The 23,196-nt window shown below is 56.3% G+C and carries 21 protein-coding genes; 12 read left to right on the top strand and 9 right to left on the bottom strand.

The window, feature by feature from the left end; genetic code table 11:
• Positions 1–20 precede the first annotated feature (20 nt).
• The 6 genes from aroB to trpS all read left to right on the top strand — a co-directional run bounded on the left by aroB (position 21) and on the right by trpS (position 5,898).
• Positions 21–1,115: a 3-dehydroquinate synthase gene (aroB, locus tag HII27_RS17095; protein ID WP_185668981.1), complete on the top strand. Its 1,095-nt coding sequence runs from the start codon at positions 21–23 to the stop codon at positions 1,113–1,115.
• Between the two features lie 84 nt (positions 1,116–1,199).
• Positions 1,200–2,492 (top strand): cell division protein DamX, encoded by a 1,293-nt coding sequence (gene damX / locus HII27_RS17090; RefSeq protein WP_185668980.1) that lies wholly within the window; start codon positions 1,200–1,202, stop codon positions 2,490–2,492.
• A 109-nt stretch (positions 2,493–2,601) separates the two neighbouring features.
• Complete coding sequence (gene dam / locus HII27_RS17085) at positions 2,602–3,435, top strand: adenine-specific DNA-methyltransferase (RefSeq protein WP_185668979.1); 834 nt, start codon at positions 2,602–2,604, stop codon at positions 3,433–3,435.
• A gap of 34 nt (positions 3,436–3,469) precedes the next feature.
• Positions 3,470–4,147 (top strand): ribulose-phosphate 3-epimerase, encoded by a 678-nt coding sequence (gene rpe / locus HII27_RS17080; RefSeq protein ID WP_185668978.1) that lies wholly within the window; start codon positions 3,470–3,472, stop codon positions 4,145–4,147.
• Entirely contained in the window at positions 4,140–4,901 is a 762-nt protein-coding gene (gph, locus tag HII27_RS17075; protein ID WP_185668977.1) for a phosphoglycolate phosphatase, read from the top strand. The genes rpe and gph overlap by 8 nt, the downstream gene beginning before the upstream one ends.
• Entirely contained in the window at positions 4,894–5,898 is a 1,005-nt protein-coding gene (trpS, locus tag HII27_RS17070; protein ID WP_185668976.1) for a tryptophan--tRNA ligase, read from the top strand. Before gph ends, trpS begins: the two co-directional genes overlap by 8 nt.
• Positions 5,899–6,005: 107 nt before the next feature.
• Here the strand turns inward: trpS and cysG are convergent, their stop codons facing one another.
• The 4 genes from cysG to tsgA form a co-directional block, all read right to left on the bottom strand.
• A complete protein-coding gene (gene cysG / locus HII27_RS17065) occupies positions 6,006–7,379 on the bottom strand; it encodes a siroheme synthase CysG (RefSeq protein WP_185668975.1) in 1,374 nt (457 codons plus the stop codon).
• Positions 7,380–7,522: 143 nt separating this feature from the next.
• Complete coding sequence (gene nirD, locus HII27_RS17060; RefSeq protein WP_035894394.1) at positions 7,523–7,849, bottom strand: nitrite reductase small subunit NirD; 327 nt, start codon at positions 7,847–7,849, stop codon at positions 7,523–7,525.
• Positions 7,846–10,389, bottom strand: a complete 2,544-nt coding sequence (nirB, locus tag HII27_RS17055) for a nitrite reductase large subunit NirB (protein ID WP_185668974.1) — start codon at positions 10,387–10,389, stop codon at positions 7,846–7,848. Before nirB ends, nirD begins: the two co-directional genes overlap by 4 nt.
• A 313-nt stretch (positions 10,390–10,702) precedes the next feature.
• Entirely contained in the window at positions 10,703–11,884 is a 1,182-nt protein-coding gene (gene tsgA, locus HII27_RS17050; RefSeq protein ID WP_185668973.1) for an MFS transporter TsgA, read from the bottom strand.
• A gap of 278 nt (positions 11,885–12,162) precedes the next feature.
• Between tsgA and ppiA the strand changes: the two genes are divergently transcribed.
• The 3 genes from ppiA (at position 12,163) to argD (ending at position 14,696) form a co-directional block, all read left to right on the top strand.
• Positions 12,163–12,735 carry a peptidylprolyl isomerase A gene (ppiA, locus tag HII27_RS17045; protein WP_185668972.1) on the top strand — a complete coding sequence of 191 codons (573 nt, stop codon included), beginning with the start codon at positions 12,163–12,165 and terminating at the stop codon, positions 12,733–12,735.
• 95 nt (positions 12,736–12,830) lie between these two features.
• Positions 12,831–13,394: an aminodeoxychorismate synthase component 2 gene (gene pabA, locus HII27_RS17040; protein WP_185668971.1), complete on the top strand. Its 564-nt coding sequence runs from the start codon at positions 12,831–12,833 to the stop codon at positions 13,392–13,394.
• An 84-nt stretch (positions 13,395–13,478) separates the two neighbouring features.
• Positions 13,479–14,696: a bifunctional acetylornithine/succinyldiaminopimelate transaminase gene (gene argD, locus HII27_RS17035; protein WP_123650851.1), complete on the top strand. Its 1,218-nt coding sequence runs from the start codon at positions 13,479–13,481 to the stop codon at positions 14,694–14,696.
• Here the strand turns inward: argD and HII27_RS17030 are convergent.
• Together HII27_RS17030 and crp are read right to left on the bottom strand one after the other, a co-directional pair.
• Positions 14,689–16,764: a YccS/YhfK family putative transporter gene (locus HII27_RS17030; RefSeq protein ID WP_185668970.1), complete on the bottom strand. Its 2,076-nt coding sequence runs from the start codon at positions 16,762–16,764 to the stop codon at positions 14,689–14,691. The genes argD and HII27_RS17030 overlap by 8 nt on opposite strands.
• A 54-nt stretch (positions 16,765–16,818) precedes the next feature.
• Positions 16,819–17,451: a cAMP-activated global transcriptional regulator CRP gene (gene crp / locus HII27_RS17025; protein ID WP_000242758.1), complete on the bottom strand. Its 633-nt coding sequence runs from the start codon at positions 17,449–17,451 to the stop codon at positions 16,819–16,821.
• A gap of 304 nt (positions 17,452–17,755) precedes the next feature.
• On the opposite strand from crp, the gene HII27_RS17020 reads away from it, so the two are divergent.
• Positions 17,756–18,160 (top strand): OsmC family protein, encoded by a 405-nt coding sequence (locus tag HII27_RS17020; RefSeq protein WP_035894387.1) that lies wholly within the window; start codon positions 17,756–17,758, stop codon positions 18,158–18,160.
• Positions 18,161–18,256: 96 nt separating this feature from the next.
• Here HII27_RS17020 and HII27_RS17015 read toward each other — a convergent pair whose 3' ends face one another.
• The 3 genes from HII27_RS17015 to HII27_RS17005 form a co-directional block, all read right to left on the bottom strand.
• Positions 18,257–19,120, bottom strand: a complete 864-nt coding sequence (locus HII27_RS17015) for a phosphoribulokinase (RefSeq protein ID WP_185668969.1) — start codon at positions 19,118–19,120, stop codon at positions 18,257–18,259.
• A gap of 65 nt (positions 19,121–19,185) precedes the next feature.
• On the bottom strand, positions 19,186–19,404 hold the full coding sequence (locus HII27_RS17010; RefSeq protein WP_185668968.1) for a YheU family protein: 219 nt from the start codon (positions 19,402–19,404) through the stop codon (positions 19,186–19,188).
• Positions 19,401–20,423: a hydrolase gene (locus HII27_RS17005; RefSeq protein ID WP_185668967.1), complete on the bottom strand. Its 1,023-nt coding sequence runs from the start codon at positions 20,421–20,423 to the stop codon at positions 19,401–19,403. Before HII27_RS17005 ends, HII27_RS17010 begins: the two co-directional genes overlap by 4 nt.
• 248 nt (positions 20,424–20,671) lie before the next feature.
• On the opposite strand from HII27_RS17005, the gene mdcA reads away from it, so the two are divergent.
• Complete coding sequence (gene mdcA / locus HII27_RS17000) at positions 20,672–22,327, top strand: malonate decarboxylase subunit alpha (RefSeq protein ID WP_185668966.1); 1,656 nt, start codon at positions 20,672–20,674, stop codon at positions 22,325–22,327.
• Positions 22,327–23,187, top strand: coding sequence for a triphosphoribosyl-dephospho-CoA synthase (locus tag HII27_RS16995; RefSeq protein WP_185668965.1), 861 nt, complete (start codon positions 22,327–22,329; stop codon positions 23,185–23,187). The genes mdcA and HII27_RS16995 overlap by 1 nt, the downstream gene beginning before the upstream one ends.
• Positions 23,188–23,196: the final 9 nt, after the last annotated feature.

Below are 23,196 nucleotides of genomic sequence, written 5' to 3'. Positions count from 1 at the left end.
ACTAAGGTGGACGTCGCGTTATGGAGAGGCTTACTGTAACTCTCGGGGAACGTAGTTACCCGATAACCATCGCGGCTGGTTTGTTTAACGATCCAGCTTCCTTCTTACCGCTCAAGTCTGGCGATCAGGTTATGCTGGTCACCAACGAAACGCTGGCACCGCTCTATCTGGACCAGGTTCGTTCCGTGCTGGAGCAGGCTGGCGTGAAGGTTGATAGCGTCATTCTGCCGGACGGCGAACAGTATAAAAGCCTGGCCGTCATGGACACCGTCTTTACTGCGCTTTTGCAAAAACCGCACGGTCGCGATACGACTCTCGTTGCTTTAGGCGGCGGCGTTATTGGCGACTTGACCGGTTTTGCAGCGGCGAGCTATCAGCGCGGTGTGCGTTTTATTCAGGTTCCTACCACCTTGTTGTCTCAGGTGGACTCTTCGGTTGGCGGCAAAACCGCGGTCAACCACCCTCTCGGCAAAAACATGATCGGCGCATTCTGGCAGCCAGCCTCCGTGGTTGTTGACCTGAACTGCCTGAAAACGTTGCCGAAACGCGAACTCTCCTCCGGTCTTGCTGAAGTGATCAAATACGGCATCATTCTTGATGCGCCGTTCTTTGACTGGCTGGAAGAGAACATCGATGCGCTGATGGCGCTCGATGAAAAAGCAATGGCGTACTGTATCCGCCGTTGTTGTGAGCTGAAAGCGGATGTTGTGGCAGCCGACGAGCGCGAAACCGGGTTACGTGCTTTACTCAATCTTGGGCATACTTTCGGTCATGCGATCGAAGCCGAGATGGGTTACGGCAACTGGCTGCACGGCGAAGCCGTTGCGGCAGGTATGGTCATGGCCGCGCATACATCAGAACGTCTGGGGCAGTTTGCTGCCGAAGACACGCAGCGTATCATCACGCTGCTCAAGCGCGCAGGCCTGCCGGTTGCTGGCCCGCAGGAAATGTCGGCAGAGGCGTATCTGCCGCACATGATGCGAGATAAAAAGGTTCTTGCTGGCGAAATGCGGTTAGTGCTGCCGCTGGCCATCGGGAAAAGTGAGGTGCGCGGTGGCGTATCCCACGACGTGGTTCTTGGCGCTATTGCTGATACTCAGCAAGCGCAACTATAAGAAAGGTCAAGCCGCGTTCGCGCGGTGTTTTAACTTCAGGTGATATGCAATTGTCGTGGCATAAGCCTTTTAGTGGGGTGTTAAATGGATGAATTTAAACCAGAAGACGAGCTGAAACCCGATCCCAGCGATCGTCGTACTGGTCGCTCTCGTCAGTCTTCCGATCGTGACAACGAGCCACAGATCAACTTTGATGATGTGGATCTCGATGCTGATGAGCGTCGTCCGTCCCGTAGTCGTAAAGCGCGTGAAGAAGCTGAGCCGGAAGACGAATACTATGAATCTGACGATGCCGAAGAGGGCGATGCAGAGGAAGTGGTAGAGCGCCGCCCGCGTAAACGTAAAGCTGCTGCGCCGCGTAAACCGGCCTCCCGCCAGTATGTCATGATGGGGCTTGGCGTTGTCGTGCTGCTGGTGCTGATCGTCGGCATTGGTTCAGCCCTGAAAGCACCATCTTCTAACGACCAGAGCGCCTCTTCTGAGAAGAGCGTGTCGCTTTCTGGCGATACCAATACCGATCAGGCCAATAATTCTGCTCAGCCTGCCGCCCAGGAGAATACGCCGTCGCAGCAGCAGGACGTCTCCCTGCCTCCGATTTCCTCTACCCCAACCCAGGGTCAGGAAAATGCGGCACCGGACGGCCAGCAGCGCGTTGAGGTCCAGGGCGACCTGAACAATGCGCTGACGCAGCAGCAGGGTCAGATTGATAACGCGGTAGTGAACTCTACGCTGCCAACTGAACCTGCAACCGTCGCGCCAATTCGCAACGGTGCTCGCCCGGCAGTGACCGCACCGGAAGCGCCTCGCCAGACGGCGACCGCCCCGCGTCCGGAACGCAAGCACACGGTTATCGAAACCAAACCGCAGCCGATGGCAACGGTGAAAACGCCTGCGCCAACCGCGCAGACCAAGCCTGTTGAAACTAAGCCAGCGGTGACCGCGCCGAAGCATACCGAAACCGCAGCGACTGCGGCCCCGGTTAAAGCGCCGGTGACGGCAACCGCAGCGGCGAAACCAGCAGCGACCGCTACCGCGCCAACCGCAACGGCGGCTACAGCAGCACCTGCTGCGGCGGCAACCGGTAAATCTGCGGGCGATGTGAACGCGCTGAAAACCGCTTCTGGCTCGCACTACACGCTGCAGCTCAGCTCCTCTTCCAACTACGACAACCTGAACGGTTGGGCGAAGAAAGAGAACCTGAAAAACTACGTGGTGTATGAAACCTCTCGTAACGGTCAGCCGTGGTACGTGCTGGTCAGCGGCATCTACGCATCTAAGGATGATGCGAAACATGCTGTCACCACGCTGCCAGCTGACGTCCAGGCGAAAAACCCGTGGGCGAAGCCGCTGCATCAGGTACAGACTGACCTGAAATAATCGTTATTAAGACAACCCTATCCGCACCGCCGCGTGCGGATAGGGGAGAAGCGCAGGATGCTGTCGGAGCTTTCTCCACAGCCGGAGAAAGTGTAATTAGTCAGGCCGCATGAAAAAAAATCGCGCTTTTCTGAAATGGGCGGGAGGTAAGTACCCTCTGCTCGACGATATTAGAGATCATCTGCCTGCCGGCGATTGTCTGGTTGAACCCTTCGTTGGTGCTGGATCGGTATTCCTGAATACCGATTTTTCGCGTTATATTCTGGCTGACATTAACAGCGACCTCATCGAGCTCTATAAAATCGTCAAAACTCGCTCCGATGAGTACATCGACCGGGCGCGCACGATGTTTGTGCCTGAGAACAATGACGCCGACCGCTACTACCAGCTGCGCGAAGAGTTTAATCGTAGTACCGACCTGTTCCATCGCGCAGTGCTGTTTTTATACCTCAACCGCCACGGCTATAACGGCCTGTGCCGCTACAACCTGCGCGGTGAGTTTAACGTCCCGTTTGGGCGCTATAAGAAACCCTATTTCCCGGAAGCCGAACTGCGCCACTTTGCTGAAAAGGCGCAGAATGCCGAGTTCTACTGCGAGTCTTATGAAACCTGCATGACTCGTGCAGACGCGCGTTCCGTGGTGTATTGCGATCCGCCGTATGCTCCGCTGTCGGCGACGGCGAACTTCACGGCGTATCACACCAACAGCTTTAGCCTGGAGCAACAGGCGTTTCTGGCGAATAAGGCCGAAGAGCTGGTGGCGAAGCGAATTCCCGTGCTGATTTCCAACCATCGCACGCCGCTGACGCTGGAGTGGTACAAAAATGCGGCGGAAACGTATACCGTAAAGGTTCGTCGCAGCATTAGCCGCAACGGCGGCACACGTAAAAAGGTGGACGAACTGCTGGCCCTATATCGCCCGCCTGGAAAAAAACAACGTTAAAAGACCCTAATGGATAGGCTCTGAGGAGATGTGGATGAAACAGTACCTGATTGCCCCTTCAATTTTGTCGGCCGATTTTGCCCGTTTAGGCGAAGATACTGCCCGCGCGCTGGCTGCCGGGGCGGATGTGGTTCATTTCGATGTTATGGATAACCATTACGTGCCGAACCTGACCATCGGCCCGATGGTGCTGAAAGCGCTGCGTAACTACGGCATCACCGCGCCAATCGACGTTCACCTGATGGTGAAGCCGGTTGACCGTCTGGTTCCGGATTTTGCCGCCGCAGGCGCCAGCATCATCACTTTCCATCCCGAAGCTTCCGAACACGTAGACCGCACGCTGCAGCTGATTAAAGAGCACGGCTGTAAAGCGGGCCTGGTGTTTAATCCGGCAACTCCGCTGACCTACCTTGACTACGTGATGGATAAGCTCGACGTTATCCTGCTGATGTCGGTTAACCCGGGCTTTGGCGGCCAATCCTTTATCCCTCACACCCTCGATAAACTGCGCGAAGTGCGTCGCCGTATCGATGAGTCCGGCTATGACATTCGTCTGGAAGTGGATGGCGGTGTGAAGGTGAACAATATTAGCGAAATTGCTGCGGCAGGGGCGGACATGTTTGTCGCCGGCTCGGCGATTTTTGACCAACCAGACTACAAAAAAGTCATTGATGAAATGCGCAGTGAACTGGCAAAGGTAAGTCATGGATAAATTGCAGACCATTCGCGGCGTCGCGTTTGACCTCGATGGCACGCTGGTAGACAGCGCGCCGGGGCTGACCGCCGCCGTTGATAGCGCGCTTTATGCGCTTGAGCTTCCGGTTGCAGGTGAAGACAGGGTCGTCACCTGGATTGGTAACGGTGCCGATGTTCTGATGGAACGAGCCCTCAACTGGGCCCGCCAGGAACGTGCGAGCCAGCGTGCCGCTCAGGGTAAACCATCGGTGGATAGCCACGATATTCCTCAGGACGAGCAGCTTCGCGTGCTGCGCCGCCTGTTCGATCGCTACTACGCCGAATTCGCTGAAGAGGGCAGTTTCCTGTTCCCTCACGTTGCTGATACCCTAGCGGCACTGCACGCCAACGGCCTACCTCTGGCGCTAGTGACGAATAAGCCGACGCCGTTTGTGGCCCCGATTCTCGAATCTTTGGGCATTGCTGACTACTTCGCGGTAGTGATTGGTGGCGATGACGTGCAGAACAAAAAGCCGCATCCGGAACCGCTGCTGAAAGTGGCGGAGAAGCTGGCGTTAGCGCCGGAAGCACTGCTGTTCGTCGGTGACTCTCGTAACGATATTCAAGCTGCTAAAGCGGCGGGCTGCGCCTCCGTCGGCCTGACCTACGGCTATAACTATGGCGAAGCCATCGCGCTCAGCGAGCCGGATATTATCTTCGACCACTTTAATGAACTGCTGCCCGCTCTCGGGTTTGCGCACAGTGAACATCAGGAATCAGAACATGACTAAGCCCATCGTATTTAGCGGCGCACAGCCGTCAGGTGAACTGACCATCGGTAACTACATGGGTGCACTGCGTCAGTGGGTCAACATGCAGGACGACTATCACTGCATCTACTGTATCGTCGACCAGCATGCGATTACCGTCCGTCAGGACCCGCAGGCGCTGCGTAAGGCGACGCTCGACACGCTGGCACTGTATCTGGCCTGCGGCATCGACCCGGAAAAAAGCACCATCTTCGTACAGTCTCACGTGCCGGAACACGCACAGCTGGGCTGGGCGCTGAACTGCTACACCTATTTCGGCGAGCTGAGCCGCATGACCCAGTTCAAGGATAAATCCGCCCGCTACGCGGAAAACATCAACGCTGGTCTGTTTGACTACCCGGTGCTGATGGCGGCAGACATTCTGCTGTATCAGACCAATCAGGTGCCGGTAGGCGAAGATCAGAAGCAGCACCTTGAGCTGAGCCGCGATATTGCCCAGCGTTTTAACGCCATTTATGGCGACGTGTTCAAAGTGCCTGAGCCGTTTATTCCTAAGTCTGGTGCGCGCGTGATGTCGCTGCTCGAGCCGACGAAGAAGATGTCCAAGTCAGACGATAACCGCAACAACGTGATTGGCCTGCTGGAAGACCCGAAATCCGTGGTCAAGAAGATCAAACGCGCGATGACCGACTCCGAAGAGCCACCTGTTATCCGTTACGATCTGAAAGAGAAAGCGGGCGTCTCTAACCTGCTGGATATCCTCTCCGGCGTGACCGGTCAGAGCATTCCAGAGCTGGAAAAACACTTTGAAGGCAAGATGTATGGCCATCTGAAGGGCGAAGTGGCAGAAGCGGTTTCCGGTATGCTGACCGAGCTGCAGGAGCGTTATAACCGCTTCCGCAACGACGAAGCGTTCCTGCAGAAGATCATGAAAGACGGGGCCGATAAAGCCAGCGCGCGTGCTTCACAAACGCTGAAAGCGGTGTACGACGCGATTGGTTTTGTGGCTAAGCCGTAAGAAACGGTACTGATTGCCGGATAGCGGCGCTGCCATATCCGACCTACGATCGTGATATAAAAAAACCGGGATGATCCCGGTTTTTTTTATGTCTGTGAGATTACCCGTTAATGGTTTGAGAACCAGTTCAGCTTGCCGCGCAGGCCCACTACGCGGCCGACGATAATCAGCGCCGGGCTTGCCATTTGCTCAGCCAGTTCGCCAAGCTGGGACAACTGTCCGTCCACTACCCGCTGGTTAATTGCGGTACCGTTCTCGACGATAGCCACCGGCATGTCTGCCTGCATACCGTGTTCAATCAGCTTTTGCTGGATGGTAGCGGCCTGATTCAGCCCCATGTAAAACACCAGCGTCTGTTTTTCTGCCGCGAGATTTTCCCAGTCCAGTTCGCCGCCGGTTTTCAGGTGCCCGGTAACCAGACGCACGCTCTGGGCGTAGTCGCGGTGGGTCAGCGGAATGCCGGAGTAGGCGGAACAGCCAGAGGCGGCGGTAATGCCGGGTACAACGGAGAAGGGAATGCCGGCATGGCACAGGGTTTCCAGTTCTTCACCACCGCGGCCAAAGATAAACGGGTCACCGCCTTTCAGACGCACCACGCGTTTACCCTGTTGGGCTTCACGCAGCAGGATCTGGTTAATCTCTTCCTGCGGTACGCAATGGTAGCCCGCACGTTTACCCACGAATACGCGGTCCGCATCGCGGCGAACCAGATTCATAATATCGTCGGAGACCAGGCGGTCGTAAACCACCACGTCTGCCTGTTGGATTTGCTGCAGGCCTTTTAGCGTCAGCAGCCCGGCATCCCCCGGACCGGCACCCACCAGCACCACTTCGCCGCGGTGATCCAGCGGCGTGTTCAGCAGCTGTTCGGTGGTGTCATCAATGGCCTGCTGATCCTGATTAGCCAGCGATTGCGCCAGGCGGTCATTCTCAAACAGCTTTTCCCAGAAACGACGGCGTTCACCCATTGTCGCAAACTGCTTCTTCACCCGCGTGCGCAGTTGCCCGGCATAGGCAGCAACCTGTCCCAGATGCTGCGGCAGCAGCGCTTCCAGCTTCTCGCGCAGCAGACGTGCCAGCACCGGTGAGGTGCCGCCGGAAGAGACGGCGACCATCAGCGGTGAGCGGTCGATAATCGACGGCATGATAAAGCTCGCCGCTTTCGGCGCATCGACCACGTTGCAGAAGATACGCCGCGCTTCGGCCGCATCGCTGACCTGCTGGTTCACCACGTCATCATCGGTGGCGGCAATTGCCAGCCAGCATGGGTCGAGCAGCGCGGGTTGGAAATCACCCTGCACCAGTGTCAACATGCCCGCCTCCGCCCAGACGTGGAACTGCGGAACGTAATCCCGTGCGTTTACCGTCAAGCGAGCGCCCGCGTCCAGCAGCAGACGCGCTTTGCGCTCGGCAACATCACCGCCGCCGACCAGCAAACAGTCGCGCTCGCGCAGTTGGCAAAAGATAGGTAAGTGATCCAAGGGGCAACCTCACGGAATAGATAAATGCGGGGGATGAATAATGCGGGTAAGGATAACAGCAGTTATCGTATGGAATATACGATTTTTCCCGCTGTTACCCCTTTGAGGTCATAAGTTTTTAATATTACTTATGCCCAAAACGATCAGGCTTTCAGCTGCACCTGGCCATCTTTAACGCGAACTTCATAGTGTGGAATGGAGTGACTCTCGTCTTCCATGCACAGGCCGTCACGCAGGCGGAAGCGCTGTTTTTTCAGCGGACTTGCCACCCACAGTTCGCCCTGATGTTCAGCAATCAGGCCGCGCGACAGCACGCTCGACTCAAAGAACGGGTCGATGTTGCTGATGGCGAAGACCTGATTGTCGGCATACGGACGGAACACGGCAACCTGCTGGTTACCCAGCAGTGCACAGACGCCTGTTGCTGGCAGAATCGCGTCAATTTTGCAGATATTTACCCACTGGCTCATGCGTTTTCCTCCACCAGAGTTACCGGAATACGTTCATACGGTGTCGCAGGACGGTGCTGAGCACGCTCGGCCACGACCTGAACGTTCGGGTCACGCTGTTCGCTGTTGATAAAGTGTTTGAAGCGTACCTGAGCGGCCGGGTCGTTTACGGTCTCGGTCCATTCACAGGCAAACGCTTCGCGCAGACGGGCGATCTCTTCTTCCAGGTGCTGATTCAGCCCCAGCTTGTCGTCGATGATAACCGAACGCAGGTAGTCGATACCGCCTTCCAGGTTATCCAGCCACGGCGCGGTACGGGTCAGCTTATCGGCGGTGCGGATGTAGAACATCATGAAGCGGTCGAGGTATTTCACCAGTGTTTCGCGGTCGAGGTCAGCGGCCAGCAGGTCTGCATGGCGCGGCTTCATCCCGCCGTTACCACAAACGTAGAGGTTCCAGCCTTTCTCGGTGGCGATAATACCTACGTCCTTGCCCTGAGCTTCCGCACACTCACGGGTACAGCCAGAGACACCAAACTTCATCTTGTGCGGCGTACGAATGCCCTTGTAGCGGTTTTCCAGCTCGACGCCGAAGCCTACGCTATCGCCGACGCCATAACGGCACCAGGTGCTGCCTACGCAGGTTTTCGCCATACGCAGCGCTTTGGCATAGGCATGACCGGTTTCGAAGCCTGCTTCAATCAGCTGGCGCCAGATTTCCGGCAGGTCATCTTTCTGCGCACCGAACAGGCCGATACGCTGGGAACCGGTGATTTTGGTGTACAGGTTAAATTCACGTGCGATACGGCCAACGGCAACCAGACCTTCCGGAGTGATTTCACCGCCCGCAGAACGTGGGATAACGGAGTAGGTACCGTCTTTCTGGATGTTCGCCAGGAAGTTGTCGTTAGTGTCCTGCAGCGGCGTATGCTGCGGCTTGAGGATGTATTCGTTCCAGCAGGAGGCCAGCAGAGAACCGACGGTGGGTTTACAGACTTCGCAGCCGTAGCCTTTGCCGTATTTTGCCAGCAGCTCGTCGAAGGTTTTAATGCCTTCAACGCGGATCAGGTGATACAGCTCCTGACGGGTAAAGGCGAAGTGTTCACACAGGCTGTGGTTCACTTCGATACCCTGTTTCGCCAGCTCGGCGTTCAGCACCTGGGTGACCAACGGAATACAGCCGCCGCAGCCGGTGCCGGCTTTGGTTTCGGCTTTCAGGGCTGCAACGGTGTGGCAGCCTTTGTTGATGGCGGCGATCAGGTCGCCTTTAGAGACGTCAAAACAGGAACAAATCTGCGCGCTGTCCGGCAGTTTATCGACGCCGATAGACGGTTTACCACTGCTGGCGTGTGCTGGCAGGATCAGTGAATCTGGGTTTTCTGGCAGTTCGATGGCGTTCAGCGCCAGCTGCAGCAGGTTGCCGTAGTCGCTGGTATCGCCAACCAGTACCGCCCCGAGCAGGGTTTTGTTGTCTTCGCTCACGATCAGGCGTTTGTAGACTTCTTTGCTTTCGTCGAGGTAGACGTAGCTGCGTGCGCCTGGCGTACGGCCGTGGGCATCGCCGATACCACCGACGTCTACACCCAGCAGCTTCAGCTTGGCGCTCATGTCCGCGCCCTGGAAGGCGTTTGGCGTACCGAGGATATGGTCAACGGCGACCTGCGCCATTTTGTAACCCGGTGCGACCAGGCCGTAGACGCGGTTTTTCCAGCTGGCGCATTCGCCGATAGCGTAGATATCCGGGTCAGAGGTCTGGCAGCTGTCATTAATCAGGATACCGCCGCGCTGGCCGACTTCCAGGCCGCACTGGGTGGCCAGTTTGTCGCGTGGACGAATACCGGTAGAGAAGACGATGAAGTCGATTTCCAGCTGGCTGCCGTCGGCAAAGCGCATGGTCTTACGGCCGTTTTCGCCTTCCTGAACAATCTCTTTGGTGTTTTTGCTGGTGTGAACTTTCACACCCATGCTTTCGATTTTACGCTTGAGCTGCTCGCCGCCCATCTGATCGAGCTGTTCAGCCATCAGCATTGGGGCGAATTCAATCACGTGGGTTTCCACGCCGAGGTTTTTCAGCGCGCCGGCTGCTTCGAGGCCGAGCAGGCCGCCGCCGACTACCGCACCGCGTTTGCTACGGCGGGCACAGGCTTCAATGGCGTTCAGATCTTCAATCGTACGGTAAACGAAGCAGTCCTGAGTTTCAGACCCTTTGATTGGCGGGATCCACGGATAGGAGCCGGTCGCCATAATCAGCTTGTCATAAAAGACGGTACGGCCTGCGCTGGAGTGAATCACCTTCTCTTTACGGTTGATGGTGATAGCGCGTTCGCCGACCAGTACCTTTACGCCGTGCTTCTCATAGAAGCCTTCGCGCACCAGCGACAGCTCTTCTGCCGTGTGGTGGGAGAAGTAGGAGGAGAGGTGCACGCGGTCGTAGGCGATGCGCGGTTCTTCACAGAAGACGGTGATATCGAACTGGCTTGCGTCGGACTTATCGAGAAGATCCTCGATAAAGCGGTGGCCGACCATGCCGTTACCGATAATTGCGAGTCTGACTTTGCTCATTTTTGCCTCGATTTCTATTCTAATACTGCCTACCTTAACGATTCAGCTATTGGGATTATTGATACAAATCAATTTAGCCTTTACCTACCCCTTAATGAGTAGGGTTATGATTTTTAAGTGGTTTTGTAAGTTGCGGAAAATACTCAACTTTATTTGCTGTTTGTTTTTTGAGCGAAAAGAGTGAAAAAACGGCGGGGGAGAGAGAAGTTGGAGAATACGTCATGTTTGTGAGCGCTGAGGGGGGGGCCGTTCACTTCACGTCATGTTCAACAGAACGTAAAGTGAACGGAATATCACACCGGGCTAACCGATATTAATGAGAGGCGCTCGCCGCATGCTGGCGATGGCGGCTCACAAAGCCCAGAACAAGACACATCACGAACACCACGGCGTACAGACCGTTTGCCGTCGTCAGCGCCGCCAGCGGGCCGCTATGGGCAACGATAGGGCCAGTGACAACGAAGGTCAGCATGGTACCGATGGTGCCGCAGGTCAGGACAAAGTTAACCAGTTTTGGTGAGGCGATTTTAGTCTGCAGCGAACCCAGCGTAATGATGGAGGTATAGATAGCGCTGGAGAAGAAGCCGAGAGTCAGAATAAACCAGACCAGGTGCTGCGGCTCACCATGGTTGAACAGGTACATCATCACGGTGGCGATACCGGCCAGAACGGTCAGGATACGCTGCAGGTCGAAGAAGCGCAGAATGAAGCTGAAGGCCCACATACCGAACATATAGGACATCCAGAAATCACTCACCAACTGGCCCGCGTCGTTCAGGCTCATGCCCAGACCTTTGGCGTATTCCGGTACCCAGGAGATGAAGCCCAGCTGGCCCAGGATGTAGCACAGTGCAGCGATGGACAGGAACAGCACGCCGATGCCCCATTTCTCTTTCACCACCGGCTGGTCGCTGGTTTGCGCTTTTTTACCCAGAACCGGGAATTCACAACCCAGGGTCAGCACGAAGATGGCAACATAGATGAGGCCGATGCAGGCGTAAACCCAGTACCACTCGATGGTGCGCGCCAGCAGCCAGGCGGCGAGCATCGGGAAGATCATCCCGGCCATGCTGAAGAAGGAGTCGGTAAACAGCAGACGTGCACCGCGCTGACGACCTTCATACATATGGGTGATCAGGAAGGTACCAATCGACATGGTGATCCCGCTGACCAGGCCAAGCACGAACATCGCCGCGGAGAACAGCGCCAGGCTATGGCTGGTCATCAGCCCGATAACCGCCAGCACCATCAAAATAAAGCCGAAGCGCAGCTGAGTTTTCAGCGGCACAATTTCCATCAGCCAGGCATTGAGGAAGATAGAGATCAGGATCCCTGCGTTCAGGAAGGTAAAGGTGTTACTCATGCTGGAAACGGGCAGATTAAAGTAATCGGCGATATTTCCCATCACCATCCCGGTGACAATTACCAACGCGCCGGTAAGGGCGTAGGAGAAAAAGCTGATCCATGTGAGCTTGGTACGGTTGCTGTTAGTCATGACTGGCCTGTGAATAGTTGTGTAAAGCGCGTTGACTCTGCGCTGAGCGAGCAGATTTTAGTCATTGACGTGATGCATTCATAGTTTTATTACGCAAAACTTTCTTTATTACATTTTTCAATGTGATCATGATCACATAATGAATTGAGTGTTTTCTTAGCCTGATTATTATTAACCGTTTCAGTCGCGTAAACTTAAGTAAAGCACTGGCCTGAGGGGCTATCCCTCTTTAGAATCAAGCCACTTGCTTTCTCTACTGCACCGTTAAAGGAATTCTCATGCTCAAATCCACACTGGCGGCCATGGCGGCTGTGTTTGCACTCTCTGCGGTTGCGCCTGCGGCGTTAGCGGCGAAAAACGATCCGCACGTGCTGCTGACCACTTCTGCTGGCAACATCGAGTTGCAGCTGGATAGCCAGAAGGCGCCGGTCTCCGTTGAAAACTTCCTGAAATACGTTAATAGCGGCTTTTATAACAACACCACGTTCCACCGCGTGATCCCGGGCTTTATGGTTCAGGGCGGCGGTTTTAACGAACAGATGCAGCAGAAGCAGCCGAATCCTCCGATTAAAAACGAAGCCGATAACGGCCTGCGTAACACCCGTGGCACCATCGCGATGGCGCGTACCGCAGACAAAGACAGCGCAACCAGCCAGTTCTTTATCAACGTCGCGGATAACGCCTTCCTGGATCATGGCCAGCGTGACTTTGGCTACGCGGTATTTGGTAAGGTCGTGAAAGGGATGGACGTGGCAGACAAAATTGCCCAGGTGCCGACTCACAACGTTGGGCCATACCAGAATGTGCCGTCCAAGCCGATTGTCATCCTCTCAGCGAAAGTCCTGCCGTAATTGCACGGGGCGGCATCTGGCATGAGGCTGCCGCCCAGTCGCTAAAGTGGTAAGCACCCGGTAGAATGGCGGCTGATTGAAAGACCGGAGCCGCCATGATTCTGCTGATTGATAACTACGATTCCTTTACCTGGAACCTCTACCAGTACTTCTGTGAGTTAGGGGCCAGCGTGACGGTCAAACGTAATGACGACATCACTCTCGATGATATCGATACGCTTGCGCCGGACAAAATTGTTATCTCCCCTGGTCCCTGCACGCCGGATGACGCCGGTATCTCTCTCGATGTTATTCGCCGCTACGCCGGTAAAACGCCGCTGCTTGGCGTCTGCTTAGGCCATCAGGCTATTGCTCAGGCATTCGGTGCGCGAATTGTTCGTGCCGAAAAAGTGATGCACGGCAAAACCTCCCCGATTACCCATCAGCAGCAGGGCGTGTTCCGCGGCCTGAATAATCCGCTCACCGTAACGCGCTACCACTCGTTGCTGATCGATCCGGCGACGCTGCCCGACTGCTTTGAGGTGACGGCCCGCAGTGAAACGGGGGAGATTATGGGTATCCGCCATCGTGAATGGGATCTGGAAGGGGTGCAGTTCCACCCGGAAAGTATTCTCAGTGAGCAAGGTCACGCGCTACTGGCAAACTTCCTCACGCGATAGTAGTTGCCATGACGTGATTTTTTATGCATATTTTGTGGATAAATTCTCACAATCATTGCTTCATCGTTTGCAGAAGGGCATGACATGGAAACCAAACAACCTGCTATTACCCGCGCGACCTTCGATCAGGTCATTTTGCCAATCTATGCACCGGCTGAATTTATTCCGGTGAAAGGTAAAGGGAGCCGCGTGTGGGATCAGCAAGGCAAAGAGTACGTTGATTTCGCGGGCGGTATCGCGGTGACCGCGCTGGGCCACTGTCATCCGGCACTGGTTGAGGCGCTAAAAACCCAGGGCGAAACGCTGTGGCACACCAGTAACGTTTTCACCAACGAGCCGGCGCTGCGTCTGGGCCAGAAGCTGGTAGACGCGACCTTTGCCGAGCGCGTGGTGTTTATGAACTCCGGGACGGAAGCGAACGAAACCGCCTTTAAGCTGGCGCGCTACTACGCATCCACTCGTCATAGCCCGTACAAAACGAAAATCATCGCTTTCCATAATGCCTTCCACGGCCGTTCGCTGTTTACCGTCTCCGTTGGCGGGCAACCGAAGTATTCTGACGGCTTTGGCCCGAAACCTGCCGATATCGTCCACGTGCCGTTTAACGATCTGCATGCAGTAGAAGCGGTGATCGATGACCATACCTGCGCCATCGTGGTTGAGCCGATTCAGGGCGAAGGCGGCGTGCTGGCGGCGACCCCTGAGTTCTTACAGGGCCTGCGCGCCCTGTGCGATAAGCATCAGGCGCTGCTGGTGTTTGATGAAGTACAAAGCGGCATGGGGCGTACCGGCTCGCTGTTTGCCTATATGCACTATGGCGTAACGCCAGATATCCTCACCAGCGCCAAAGCGCTGGGCGGCGGCTTCCCGGTGAGTGCGATGCTGACCACCAACGACATTGCCAGCGCATTCCACGTCGGCTCACATGGCTCCACCTACGGCGGTAACCCGCTGGCCTGCGCGGTAGCGGGTGCGGCATTTGATATTATCAACACCCCGGAAGTGCTGAACGGCGTGAACGCCAAGCGCGAGCGCTTTGTGCAGCATCTGCAGCATATCAACGCGAAGTACGATGTCTTTAGCGACGTGCGCGGTATGGGCTTGTTGATTGGCGCGGCGCTGAACGAGAAATACAAAGGCCGGGCGCGTGATTTCCTCTACGCGGCGGCGGACGTTGGCGTGATGGTACTGAACGCAGGGCCGGATGTGATGCGCTTTGCACCATCGCTGGTGGTGGAAGAGGTGGATATCGACGAAGGGATGCAGCGCTTCGCTCAGGCGGTCGCTAAAATCGTTAGCTAGCCCGTCGTTTTAACCAGCCGCCATGACGGGGGCGCTGTCGCCAGGCCACCGACGAGATGGTGTGCATGGTGCTCAGATGCCCCAGAATACGCTGAAGATGCTGTTCCATGGTGCTTAACGGCCCGTGGGACAGCGCGTCCGGCGACTCCATAATATTCACTTCACCGCTACTTCCCGCCTCATCGTACTCCAGACGCTGCTGACAGCGCTGAAGGGCAACCTCACAGGATTCCAGATACTGCTGCGCCAGATCCGGCGTCAGCATATTGTGCTCGCGCGCCAGCGTGGTCATGGCGTTGATGTGCTCGACGATAAACTGACTATGGGTAACCCACAGCTTCATATCTGCCAGATAACGCGAGTTGAAGCCTGGCTCCTGCATCGCCTGATTCAGCGTGTTGAAGAGCGTATTGTGTGCCTGGTTGACGCGCATCCGTTGGTAGGCAAGCTTCGGTGCCTGCGGGTCGGGGCTTAAGATGAGACGAATGGCCTCCTGGTCTGCCTCCAGCGCCGCCTGAGCGTTTTGCCGCAGCTGGCCGCTTTGCCACTGTGGCCACAGCCAGATCATGCCGCCAAAGGCAATCAGGCAGCCGATGATGGTGTCGATAAAGCGGGCGACGATGAACTGCTCGCCGTTCAGCGTCAGAATCTGCAGGGTATACACGGCGGTGATAGTAAAGCCAACGGTGGCCCAGCCGTAGTGGCGACGGATGATCAGGTAACTCCCCAGCGTGACGATAAGCATGCCTGTCAGCGCCAGCCCTTCCGGCGCATGGAAGTGCAGGACGACGGCGGCAATCACCAGCCCCGCCAGCGTGCCCGCCGCGCGGTGGAAAATACGTACGCGGGTCGCGCCGTAGCCGTTCTGCGTGACCAGCAGCACCGTCATCAGGATCCAGTAAGGCTTCGGTAGGTGCAGCGCGACGCCCATCAGGCTGGCGATGCTCAGCATCACGCTGAGCCGGGCGGCGTTGCGCAGGGCCGGAGATTTCAGCGACAGGTAGTTTTTAAGCGCCGGGAATAGCGGCAGGCGGCGCTGTTTATCGGCCATCAGGTCACGCGGGTAGAGTGGGCGCTGGGAGCGCAGCACGCGGGCGATACGGCTGAAGTGCCAGGCGCAAAACTGACCGACCGGGTTATCCGGATGCTGGTCGGCAATTTTTTCCAGCGCGCCGATCTGCTTATCCATATTGAAGCGAGTCGGGTAGCGGTGATAGAGAATATCGTCTGCCAGTACCCTCAGGCGTGCCGCGACGGTCTGGGCGTTCCAGCGGATCACCGCTTCGGCGTGGCTGCGTTCAACCAGCTTTTGTACCTCTTCCGGCTGGTGCAGGCTGACGGAGATATGCTCCTGTAAATCGAGCCCCACCTGGAAGGCGCGCAGCAGCCGCTTGTAATCGTTATGCTGGTTAGCCGCAAGCATGTGTAACTGCTGATAGCATTGGGAAATCAGATCCACCACTTTCTGCTGGCGAGTCAGCAGCGGCGGCAGCGCGGTGCTCGGGTCGGTGTGCTGGGTCAGCAGGCTATATTTAGCCTCGCAGTATTCGGCAAGCTGGCGATAGAGCAGGCTCAGCGATTCCCGCAGCGGCTGTTCGCGCCACATCCAGAACCACCACCAGTTAAACAGCCCGTACCAGAGCGTGCCCAGCGCGTAGAGCAGCAATGGCTCCCAGATGGGCATATTACCCGCCAGGCTAAGGGTAAAGATGGAAGCAATCAGCGAGGCAGGCAGTAGTCGCCCGTGCAGCGCGCTGATTTCCGCCGTGACGCCCAGCAGCAGCGCCAGCCCGGTGAGAATCAACGGTAGGGGAATGTCGTGTTCCAGCAGTAGCTGTACGGCAAGGCTACAGCCAGCAAACAGGCAGCCGCCAATAATCAGGCGCTTAAAAAAGCGTTTATGCGGCGTGTCGAGACCCGCGATATTGCAGCAGGCGGGCACTAAGGAGAACAGCAGACCTTGCTGGAGATGGCCGAGAAGCAGCCCGATGGCAACCGGCAGGCATAACACCAGCGTTTGCCGCAGTGCATAGTTGACTTCCGGGTGGTAAATCAGCCTGCGCCACATAGGGGGAAAACAAAAATGGCGTATTGCTTTCACAATACGCCATTTTGGGCCGGATTAGCGGGTACCGTAAACGACAATGGTTTTGCCGTGCGCGGAGATCAGATTCTGATCTTCCAGCATTTTCAGAATACGGCCCACGGTTTCACGGGAGCAGCCAACGATCTGACCGATTTCCTGACGGGTGATTTTAATCTGCATACCGTCTGGGTGGGTCATCGCATCAGGCTGTTTTGCCAGGTTCAGCAGAGTCTGTGCGATACGACCGGTAACGTCCAGGAAGGCCAGGTTACCGACTTTTTCGGAAGTGACCTGCAGACGACGCGCCATCTGAGAAGAGAGACGCATCAGAATGTCCGGGTTTACCTGGATCAGCTGACGGAATTTTTTATAAGAGATTTCAGCAACTTCACAAGCGGTTTTTGCTCGTACCCATGCGCTGCGTTCCTGGCCTTCTTCGAACAGACCCAGCTCGCCGATAAAATCGCCCTGGTTGAGGTAAGAGAGGATCATCTCTTTACCTTCTTCGTCCTTGATGAGTACAGCCACGGAGCCTTTTACGATGTAATACAGCGTCTCTGCTTTTTCACCCTGGTGAATCAGCGTGCTCTTCGATGGGTACTTATGAATATGGCAATGAGACAAGAACCATTCGAGAGTAGGGTCTGTTTGCGGTTTGCCAAGCACCATGCGCGGTTATCCTCTGTTATAAGCTCTTCCCAGCGGCAAAAACATTGCAGCCACTGGTTGCAATAGTATCCTTCCCGTTACCTGGGAAGTCGGCTGTCGAATAGGGTCGCAGCCTGTAATGTGATGTCCTCTGCATACATGCAGTACGTTTATGTATTACCGTAGCATCCTGACTGTTTTAGCATAGCTTTTGCCGTGTGTCTCCTGGTGTCTCGCTTCAGCATGACGTCGATCGCCTTCCATTGCGAGAATTGTTATGTGCGCGTAATCTGAGAAGAAAATTGCAACCTGGGAGTTAAATATTATGCAAGCGCGTGTGAAATGGGTTGAGGGGTTAACCTTCCTCGGTGAGTCAGCTTCAGGCCACCAAATTTTGATGGACGGTAACTCTGGCGATAAAGCGCCAAGCCCGATGGAAGTGGTGCTGATGGCCGCCGGCGGTTGCAGCGCGATTGACGTGGTCTCCATCCTGCAAAAAGGTCGCAATGACGTGACCGACTGCGAAGTGAAGCTCACCTCCGAGCGTCGTGAAGAAGCCCCGCGTCTGTTTACGCACATCAACCTGCACTTTATCGTCACCGGTAAAGCGTTGAAGGATGCGGCGGTATCGCGCGCGGTCGATCTCTCTGCTGAGAAATACTGCTCGGTTGCGCTGATGCTCGAAAAAGCGGTGAACATCACTCACTCTTACGAAGTGATTGAAGGCTGATTACATGCCAGACGTAGCCCGGCCGAACGTAGTGACGCCGGGGCCATTCCCGGCGTCGGTGCTCGCGCGCCTCGTCCGGGCTACCTGGTCTTGGTGCTAGTTCCGACCTTCCATCAGACGCTGCACCAGCGGCGTCATGATTAATTCCATCGCCAGCCCCATCTTCCCGCCGGGAACGACCAGCGTATTCATATGCGAGATAAATGAACCCTGCAACATGGCCAGTAGCCACGGGTAGTCGATGTGGTCGAGATTACGGAAGTGAATCACCACGAAACTCTCGTCCAGCGACGGAATGCTTTTGGCCGCAAATGGGTTAGAGGTGTCGACCGTTGGCACGCGCTGGAAGTTGATATGAGTGCGGGAGAACTGCGGGGTAATGAAGTTGATGTAGTCTTCCATTGACCGCACGACGGAATCCATCACCGCCTCACGAGAGTGACCGCGCTCGCTGGTGTCGCGGATCATCTTCTGAATCCACTCCAGGTTAACAATCGGTACCACGCCGACCAACAGATCGACATGGCGAGCCACATCGTGCTGCGGGGTAACGACGCCACCGTGCAGTCCTTCATAGAACAGCACATCGGTCGGTTCCGGCAGCGGCTGCCACGGCGTAAACGTACCGGGCACCTGGTTCCACGGCACCGCCTCGTCGTAGGTATGCAGGTATTTACGCGATTTCCCTTGCCCGTTCAGGCCGTAGTCGCGAAAGGTCTGTTCCAGCAGGCCAAAGTCGTTGGCATCCGGGCCGAAGTAGCTGATATGGCGGCCAAGGTCACGGGCCTTGCGGATAGCCATATCCATTTCCGGACGGGTATAGCGGTGAAAGCTGTCGCCTTCGACTTCCGCCGCGCGCAGGTTGAGCTGAGCAAAGATTTTACGAAACGCGAGGCTGGTGGTGGTGGTTCCTGCTCCGCTGGAGCCGGTAACGGCAATGACCGGATGTTTGGCAGACATGCGAATAACTCCCTGAACAGACGACAACGGAAGCGGGTAAAACGCTCCCTATCGTTAGAGTATAGTTAACCGCGAAATTGGTTACGGGGCATGATGTTGACGGTCTCGTGAAGCTCAGACCAGACCAGCACCGCTTCGCCTGTTTGTAGCTGGTGTTTGACGTCGGCGACCTTTTGCGCAAGTGAACGTTCATATTCACCATAATCAGTGCCTTCGCGCAAGACAAAGCTTTCAATCAGATTATCCAACGTCTCCGGGTCGATATCCTGCCAGGGAATCATCATGCTTTTGCTCCTAACCACGGCATCAGCCAGTCGGGGATGCGTTTTTCCAGCCACATTTCCGGGTGACGCAGGGTGCCGCCGATAAACCCGACATGGCCGCCGTACTCAGTAAGCTGGTAGACGACGTTATCCGGCAACTCTTCCTGGGCAGGAATAGAGTGATGGTCCATAAACGGATCGTCTTTTGAGTGGATGATCAGCGTCGGCTTGGTGATTTTGCTTAGGATCGGCATCGCACTACATTGACGGTAGTAATCGATCGCGTCGGCAAAGCCGTGGATCTTCGAGGTGATCGAATCGTCGAACTCGCGGATGCGGCGCATGCTTTTCAGCTGACGCAGATCCACCGGCAGCGAGCCGGGATAGGCTTTGAGCTTACGGGCGGCGTTGCCTTTCAGCAGGTTCAGTAGGTAGCGCTGATAGACTCGCGAGAAGCCTTTATCCATATGGTAGCTGCAGGCTTCCAGCATAAATGGCGCGGAGACAATCACTGCCGCATCTATCGGCACGTCATCACCTTCTTTGGCCAGCAGGCAGGCCAGCATATTGCCGCCAAGCGAGTACCCGACCGCCGCCGTTGGTGCTTTACCATATTCACGCTGCAGCCAGTTCAGGAACCAGGTACCGTCTTCCGTTTCACCTGAGTGATAAATCCGGTTCAGGCGGTTCGGCTCACCGCTGCAGCCGCGAAAATGCATCACCACGCCCAGCCAGCCCTGTTCTTTCGCCGCGTTAATCAGGCCATGCGCGTACGGGCTGTGTAGGCTGCCCTCCAGACCATGAAACACCACCAGACGAGGCTTATGCAGCGCACCCGCCGGGTCTTCACTCCACGCTAAATCGACGAAGTCGCCGTCCGGCAACTCAAGGCGTTGCCAGTGCGGGGTGAATTGCAGTTTTCGACGAAGCAGCCGCGGCAGCATGGTCTGAAGATGACGGTTGCTGATACCGCGCATGGGGACGAAGTCCGCGCTGCTGGAGGTGTCGATACTGAGATCGTGGTGGGTTGTTTCAGTCATAACTCGGCGATGTTTACCTGGAATCTGCGCCTACTATACCGTCACTTTGCCATCGTGTTTATGAAAATGAGGCATCGGTAGTCGTTTTTATCCCGCCAGGATCTGATCTTAATCACAAATTGTTACTTCAATTATTACTCTTAGGCTAATGATTCTTTCCTACGCTTAATTGATGACTTTCTCGCCAGGGTGCACAATCTTTTCAGTGTTAAGCAATCAAAATGATTAGCTGAATCAGGAGGTTAATAATGTTATCTGGGCAAACACCAGCACGCGTCTGGAACACACGTCGCACCGAAAAACAGCGACGTCTGGCTTCCGTACCGGTGCAGGGCAAGGTTCTGCCGACCGCAGACCTGACCGCAATGCTGGAAAAACTGATCGCGCCGGGTGACCGCGTGGTATTAGAAGGGAATAACCAAAAGCAGGCAGACTTCTTGTCTCGCATGCTGGCAGAGGTTAACCCGCAGATTGTGCACGACCTGCACATGATTATGCCGAGCGTCGGCCGCAGCGAGCATCTGGATATCTTCGAAAAAGGGATCGCCCGCAAGCTGGACTTCTCCTTCTCCGGTACCCAGAGCCTGCGTATTTCGCAACTGCTGGAAGATGGCCTGCTGGAAATCGGTGCCATCCATACCTACATCGAACTCTATTCCCGTCTGTACGTTGACCTGTCGCCGAACGTCGCGCTGATTGCCGGTTTTAAAGCCGACCGCAAAGGTAACCTCTATACCGGGGCGAGCACCGAAGATACCCCTGCGTTAGTTGAAGCCGCCGCGTTCCACGATGGCATCGTCATCGCACAGGTGAACGAGCTGGTGGACGACGAATGTGACCTGCCGCGCGTCGATATCCCAGGTTCCTGGGTTGACTTCGTCGTCGTAGCCGACAAGCCGTTCTTTATCGAACCGCTGTTTACCCGCGACCCGCGTCTCATCAAACAGGAACACATCCTGATGGCGATGATGGCGATTAAAGGCATCTACGCAGAACATCAGGTTCAGTCGCTGAACCACGGTATCGGCTTTAACACCGCCGCTATCGAACTGCTGCTGCCAACCTACGGCGAACAGCTCGGCCTGAAAGGCAAAATCTGTAAACACTGGACGCTGAACCCGCATCCAACGCTGATTCCAGCGATTGAGAGCGGCTGGGTAGAAAGCGTGCACTGCTTCGGCGGCGAGCTGGGGATGGAAGAGTACATCCGCGCCCGTCCTGACATCTTCTTTACCGGTTCCGACGGCTCGATGCGTTCTAACCGCGCCTTCTGCCAGCTGGCAGGCCAGTACGCGGTGGATATGTTTATCGGCTCAACCCTGCAGGTTGATGGCTACGCCAACTCCTCCACCGTGACCCGCGGTCGTCTCTCCGGCTTCGGCGGCGCGCCAAACATGGGTCATGACCCGCACGGCCGTCGTCATGCGACGCCAGCCTGGCTGAACATGATCACCGAACCAGACCCAATGCAGCGCGGTAAAAAACTGGTGGTGCAGATGGTCGAAACCTTCCAGGCGGGCGTGAAGCCAACCTTCGTCGAAAAACTCGATGCTGTGGAAGTGGCTAAATCCTCTGGGATGCCGCTGGCTCCGGTGATGATCTACGGCGACGACGTGACCCACGTGCTGACGGAAGAAGGTATCGCCTACCTCTATCGTGCCAAAGACCTTGAAGAGCGCCGTGCAATGGTCGCTGCGGTCGCGGGTATCACCGATATCGGCCTGGGCGTTGACGCTAAGCGCGTTGCCGAACTGCGTCAGAGCGGCAAGGTGGTTTATCCGGAAGATATGGGTATTCGTCGTACCGACGCGACCCGTTCGCTGCTGGCGGCCGGTAGCGTCGCTGATCTGGTGGAATGGTCCGGCGGTCTTTACAACCCACCTGCGAAATTCCGGAGCTGGTAATGAAACTTCTGCCCCAGATTCAGGTTGAAGGCGGTGCCGAATGGCTGGCGCGAACCGCCACGCAGTGTCTGATTGACGAAGCACGGTTAAGCCCGAAACCCGGTCTGGTGGACAGTCGGGGGAACGGCGCACACCACGATTTATCGTTGGCGTTGATGGAACGCTCAGCGCACAGCCTGACCTCCACGTTTCAGGCGCTGGCGCAACAAAGCTGGCAGCGTCCAGCGGATATCGCGCTCAGACAAACCATAGGGCGACTCGGCCGTGAAGGCGAGCAGCAGATGATGGCCGCGACCAGCGGCGTGAATACCCATCGCGGCGCGATTTGGGCGCTGGGGTTGCTGGTGAGCGCCGTGGCGATGCACGGCGGTACCGGTGGCGCGCAGCAGATAGCCGCCACCGCTGCGGAACTGGCGAAACTGCCGGATAACGCTGCGCCGAAGGTCTTCAGCAAAGGGCTTCGCGCGACGCATCGTTATCGCGTACCGGGCGCTCGCGAAGAAGCTCAGCAGGCGTTTCCGCACGTGATGCAGCGTGCGCTGCCGCAGCTGCGTTTAAGCCGCCTGAACGGTAGTAGCGAGACGCACGCGAGGCTGGATGCGCTGATGGCCATCATGACCTCGCTGACCGATACCTGCGTGCTGTCTCGCGCAGGGCTGGAAGGGCTTGATGCCATGCAGGACGGCGCCCGTGCGGTGCTGAATGCGGGCGGTAGCGCGCATCCGGCAGGTCAGGCGGCATTGGCGGAACTGGATAGCCAGATGCTGGCGCTGAACGCTTCACCGGGCGGCGCTGCCGACCTGCTTGCCGCCACGCTGTTTCTCGATCGCGTCGAAATCACGTCGAATCGCCTTATTTAAAGCATTAAG

This window comes from Kluyvera sichuanensis (genome assembly GCF_014218705.1).
GTDB classification, from domain to species: domain Bacteria; phylum Pseudomonadota; class Gammaproteobacteria; order Enterobacterales; family Enterobacteriaceae; genus Kluyvera; species Kluyvera sichuanensis.
Note: the sequence above shows the minus strand (reverse complement) of the source record. Positions and strands in the feature narration are given on the sequence as shown.

Coding starts and splice junctions, on each gene's coding strand:
- aroB (WP_185668981.1), top strand. CDS start 21: ATGGAGAGGCTTACTGTAACTCTCGGGGAACGTAGTTACCCGATAACC.
- damX (WP_185668980.1), top strand. CDS start 1,200: ATGGATGAATTTAAACCAGAAGACGAGCTGAAACCCGATCCCAGCGAT.
- dam (WP_185668979.1), top strand. CDS start 2,602: ATGAAAAAAAATCGCGCTTTTCTGAAATGGGCGGGAGGTAAGTACCCT.
- rpe (WP_185668978.1), top strand. CDS start 3,470: ATGAAACAGTACCTGATTGCCCCTTCAATTTTGTCGGCCGATTTTGCC.
- gph (WP_185668977.1), top strand. CDS start 4,140: ATGGATAAATTGCAGACCATTCGCGGCGTCGCGTTTGACCTCGATGGC.
- trpS (WP_185668976.1), top strand. CDS start 4,894: ATGACTAAGCCCATCGTATTTAGCGGCGCACAGCCGTCAGGTGAACTG.
- nirD (WP_035894394.1), bottom strand. CDS start 7,849: ATGAGCCAGTGGGTAAATATCTGCAAAATTGACGCGATTCTGCCAGCA.
- nirB (WP_185668974.1), bottom strand. CDS start 10,389: ATGAGCAAAGTCAGACTCGCAATTATCGGTAACGGCATGGTCGGCCAC.
- tsgA (WP_185668973.1), bottom strand. CDS start 11,884: ATGACTAACAGCAACCGTACCAAGCTCACATGGATCAGCTTTTTCTCC.
- ppiA (WP_185668972.1), top strand. CDS start 12,163: ATGCTCAAATCCACACTGGCGGCCATGGCGGCTGTGTTTGCACTCTCT.
- pabA (WP_185668971.1), top strand. CDS start 12,831: ATGATTCTGCTGATTGATAACTACGATTCCTTTACCTGGAACCTCTAC.
- argD (WP_123650851.1), top strand. CDS start 13,479: ATGGAAACCAAACAACCTGCTATTACCCGCGCGACCTTCGATCAGGTC.
- HII27_RS17030 (WP_185668970.1), bottom strand. CDS start 16,764: ATGTGGCGCAGGCTGATTTACCACCCGGAAGTCAACTATGCACTGCGG.
- crp (WP_000242758.1), bottom strand. CDS start 17,451: ATGGTGCTTGGCAAACCGCAAACAGACCCTACTCTCGAATGGTTCTTG.
- HII27_RS17020 (WP_035894387.1), top strand. CDS start 17,756: ATGCAAGCGCGTGTGAAATGGGTTGAGGGGTTAACCTTCCTCGGTGAG.
- HII27_RS17015 (WP_185668969.1), bottom strand. CDS start 19,120: ATGTCTGCCAAACATCCGGTCATTGCCGTTACCGGCTCCAGCGGAGCA.
- HII27_RS17010 (WP_185668968.1), bottom strand. CDS start 19,404: ATGATGATTCCCTGGCAGGATATCGACCCGGAGACGTTGGATAATCTG.
- HII27_RS17005 (WP_185668967.1), bottom strand. CDS start 20,423: ATGACTGAAACAACCCACCACGATCTCAGTATCGACACCTCCAGCAGC.
- mdcA (WP_185668966.1), top strand. CDS start 20,672: ATGTTATCTGGGCAAACACCAGCACGCGTCTGGAACACACGTCGCACC.
- HII27_RS16995 (WP_185668965.1), top strand. CDS start 22,327: ATGAAACTTCTGCCCCAGATTCAGGTTGAAGGCGGTGCCGAATGGCTG.